This is a genomic window from Microbacterium sp., from assembly GCF_029263575.1.
GTDB lineage: Bacteria > Actinomycetota > Actinomycetes > Actinomycetales > Microbacteriaceae > Microbacterium.
Genome location: NZ_JAJUFV010000213.1, coordinates 1 through 4,053 on the forward strand (window position 1 = coordinate 1; position 4,053 = coordinate 4,053).

The 4,053-nt window shown below is 67.5% G+C and carries 3 protein-coding genes; 2 read left to right on the forward strand and 1 reads right to left on the reverse strand.

What is annotated here, in order from left to right:
- Window positions 1-1,300 (reverse strand): O-antigen ligase family protein (locus Q1J95_RS14985; RefSeq protein ID WP_300269080.1); only part of this gene is annotated, 1,300 nt, incomplete at its 3' end.
- A gap of 80 nt (window positions 1,301-1,380) precedes the next feature.
- Between Q1J95_RS14985 and manA the strand changes: the two genes are divergently transcribed.
- Window positions 1,381-2,520, forward strand: a complete 1,140-nt coding sequence (gene manA, locus Q1J95_RS14990) for a mannose-6-phosphate isomerase, class I (RefSeq protein WP_300269082.1) — start codon at window positions 1,381-1,383, stop codon at window positions 2,518-2,520.
- Window positions 2,521-2,647: 127 nt separating this feature from the next.
- A complete protein-coding gene (locus Q1J95_RS14995) occupies window positions 2,648-4,021 on the forward strand; it encodes an HNH endonuclease signature motif containing protein (protein ID WP_300269084.1) in 1,374 nt (457 codons plus the stop codon).
- Window positions 4,022-4,053 lie beyond the last annotated feature (32 nt).

Below are 4,053 nucleotides of genomic sequence, written 5' to 3' on the forward strand. Positions count from 1 at the left end.
AGAGCATGATGGGCGTCGACTCGGCAAGCCCCTGCACCAGCAGAATGACGGTGAACAGTAATGGCAGCAGCGTCAGCGGTGAGTAGGGACGGTCGGCGCGCAGATCCCACCGCGGGCGATCGGCGGCGAAGAACCAGGCCCGCCACAGCAGCGACAGGTAGGCGCACGCCATGAGCACGAGACCGACGACGCCGAGCTGCATCAGCACATCCAGCCACATGTTGTGCGCGTGGAACACCGTGATGTGGTGGTCGACGATCCAGCCGTCGAACGCCGGATCGCTGGGGATCCACGGACTCGAGAACCCATTACCGAATATCGGATGCGTCGCGGCACGCTCGAGAACCTTGCTCCAGATGAGATCGGTGCGGCCGGTCAGATCGGCGCTGCGACCCAGCGCCTCCAGCAGCGGACGGTGAAATGCGATCACCGCCGCGACCGCGACGACCACGATCGCACCGCAGCTCAGATAGATACGTCGGCGGGCCTGAGGGCGAGGCGCACGGCGAATCAGCAGCGCGACCACGAGCACCACAGCCGCCGCGAGCGCGCACACATACGCCGTCGCCGACGACGCCCGCAGCATCAGATAGGCGGCCACCAGCGTCCACAGCACCAGCGTCGTCCGCCAGCGCGCGCGCAGCGCGAAGCTCACGCAGAACGTGACGACGGCGAACAGGCTGATGATCGCCAACAGATTCGAGTTGCCGACGATGCCCTGAATGCGCCCGCCATCCAGGAGGTTTCCGCGCACCCAATACCAGTGCGGGTCGACGTCGCCATCGGGGAGGTCAGCGAAATTCGGAAGCAACGGATGCCGCAGCACCAGCGACACCCACAATTCGATCGCGACCGACAGCCCGACAATCCATTTGAAAGCGGACGCGAGAGCGCCGACGATCTCCCGCCACGTCAGCGCGTGCGCGATCAGCAGCGCGTTGGCGGTGACCGCGGCCAGCAGCAACCAGGTGACGATCGTCGGCACGCGCCACTGCGACCAGGCGACCGAGACCAGGGCAAGGCCCACATATCCCAGCGCCACCCAGGGAAGCCGCCGCCACGAAAACGGATGCGGGTCAGCGCGTGCGATCATCGGCACGCCGATCGCGACCGCCGCCAGCAGAAACACGACGATCACGACGCCGGCTGCCACCTCGCCGACGAGGTTGTACACCGCGGCATGCGCGAACACGGCGATCAGCACGATGATCGCGTAGGCGCGCAACAGCAACCGCCCTGTCGACTCGCGCGCGGGCGCGGCGGGCGGGCTCGATACCGGATGCTTCGTGTACTGCGCCATCTCGTTCAGGCTACCGCGCCGAACCGCGCAAGCGATGTGCTGCGATTCGCGGGCGCGTGCGAGATCGCTACGCTAGGGCCATGCTGTTGAGCCTGACGAATGTGCCACGTGACTACGCCTGGGGATCCTCCACCCTTCTCGCTGAGCTGGAAGGCCGCACCCCCACCGGAGCCCCCGAAGCCGAGGTGTGGTTCGGCGACCACCCTGGCGACCCCGCAGACGTCGAGGGCGGGTCAACGCTCGACACCGTCACGGGCGGAGAACTGCCCTACCTTCTGAAGCTCCTCGCCGCCGCCGACCCGCTCTCGATCCAGGTGCACCCCACGATCGAACAGGCGCGCGATGGGTGGGCGCGCGAGGCCGGCCTCGCCGCCGACGACCCGACCCGCAACTACCGCGACGACAACCACAAGCCCGAGCTGATCGTCGCGCTCAGCGACCGGTTCGAGGCGCTCAGCGGATTGCGCCCCGTCGCCGACACGCTGCGGCTTCTGGATACTCTCGGCGACTCTGGCGGCGTTACGCAGCTGCGCGAGCGACTGAGCGGTGAGGGCGACGTGCTGCGTGACGCCCTGGCATGGCTGCTGTCAGGAACGGCGCAATCGGCCGTGGACGACGTGATCGCGGCCGTCTCCGCTGCTGCGGGCGCCGCGGCTGGGTCGGACGAGTTCGCCGCCGAGCTCACGGCCGTGCGGTCGATCGCCGAGCGCAACCCCGGCGACCCCGGCGTCGTCGTCGCGCTGCTGATGAACTTCATCGTGCTGGGGCGCGGCGAGGGGATCTTCCTGCGCGCCGGACTCCTGCACGCCTACGTCTCGGGCCTCGGCGTCGAGATCATGGCCGCCAGCGACAACGTGCTGCGCGGCGGACTCACGCCCAAGCACATCGATGTTCCCGAGCTGCTGTCGATTCTCGACACGACGCCGTCGGTGGTTCCGGTGCTGCGCCCCGCGGCATCCGGAGCGGTCACCTCATACGAGGTCGACGTTCCCGACTTCGCCCTGCGGCGCGTCACGTTGACGGGAGAGCCGGTGGCCGTCGACGTCGCGGGCCCGGCGATGGTGCTCGCCACGGCGGGGGAGGTCTCTGTCTCCTCGGGTGAGTCATCGGATGCCGCGGCACGCGCCGTGCCGGTCGGCACGGTAGCCTTCGCCGCGGACGAGACGGCCATTGTGCTGTCGGGCACAGGCGAGGCGTTCGTCGCCGAGCCAGGGCGGTGAGCGCGCCCGCTCCCTTCCGCCCGCTCGCTCCCTGAGCCTGTCGAAGGGTGCTCCCCTCACGCCCTGTTTCGAACAAAGATTCTGATATCGCTTGCCTTAGTGCGAACATTTGTACTACTCTAGAGTCATGTCCACACTGACGGCTCCAGCGGCATCCGACGCGGCGACGCTTCGCCTGTCCGCGTGGCTGGAGATTCAGTCCGAGAAGGCGCGGCTGCACGCCCGTGAGGCGGCGCTGTTGAACGAGGTCTTCAGCGAGGCTCTCGATGAGCGTGAAGGCCGCGTCGGCACAGACGATATGCGCGATATTCCCGTGCGGTCTCTCGTTGCTGAGTTCAGCGCGGCGGGGCGCGTCTCGTCCCGCACGATGGAGAAGGCGATGTGGGACGCCTTCACGCTGGTGTCGAACTTTCCCGTGACGTTCCAGGCGCTCGAGGCCGCGAAGCTCAGCCCGACCCACGCGCGGGTCATCGTCGATGCCGGCGTGGTGATCGAAGACCAGGCCGATCGCTTCGCATACGAGCTGGCTGCGGTCGATTATGCCTCGGGGGAGAGCCCGAACCGGCTTCGCTCGGTCACGCGGATGCTGTCGGCGAAGCACGGCGGCATCACGGCTGCCGATCGGCGTAAGAAGGCGCACGACGATCGCCGGGTGTGGATTGACGACTATGAAGACGGCTCCTCGGTGCTGCATGTGATGACCTCGTCCGTGCTGGCGCACGCCGCTCTCGACCGGGCCAACCAGCTCGCCCGTCTCGCGCGCGACCCCGAGTCCGGTGAAGCTCGTCCGATCATGGGTGAGGTCGAGAACGAATACCGCGGGGGCGAAGACGAGACGCTGATCGCTGAAGAAGATGTGCAGGCCTCGCCCGCTGACGCCGACGCTGGCCTCGGTATCTCGGCTCCCAACGACGACCCGCGCACCATGGCGCAGGCGCGTGCTGATGTGATGATCGACATGCTGCTGGCCGCGTGTCCCGAGACGGTGTCAGCCGCGGGCGCCGAGGCGATTCGTCCTCACATTCAGGTGACGCTTCCGGCGGCGGTGCTGGCAGGGGCCAGCGACGCGCCCGCCGATCTGTTCGGCTGCGGACCCGTTGATCCCGAGCTGGTGCGAGAGCTGGCGGGTCTGGCACCAGGGTGGGATCGGCTCTACGTCGACGAATGCTCCGGCATGGTCACGGCCACCGATCGGTACCGTCCCACCGCTGAGATGCGACGCTACCTTCGTGCGCGTGACGGTCGATGCCGCTTTCCCGGTTGCGCGGCATCGACGTGGAACTGCGATCTCGACCACACCGAAGAACACAGTCGGGGCGGGGCGACATCGTGCGCGAATCTCAGTCATCTGTGTCGGCGTCATCATTCGCTCAAGCATCCTGATCTCGACGCCCAGTATCGCTGGAACGCCCGGCAGCTCCCCGGCGGCAAGATCGAATGGACGAGCCCGCGCGGTGCGGTCTTCGTCGATCATCCGCAGCCACGCGTCCACTTCGTCTGAGTATTCGCCTGAGTACCGGGAGAAGTCTGTGC

What these genes read in the sequence shown, in the direction of transcription:
- manA (WP_300269082.1), top strand. Translation starts at nt 1,381, where the DNA reads ATGCTGTTGAGCCTGACGAATGTGCCACGTGACTACGCCTGGGGATCC.
- Q1J95_RS14995 (WP_300269084.1), top strand. Translation starts at nt 2,648, where the DNA reads ATGTCCACACTGACGGCTCCAGCGGCATCCGACGCGGCGACGCTTCGC.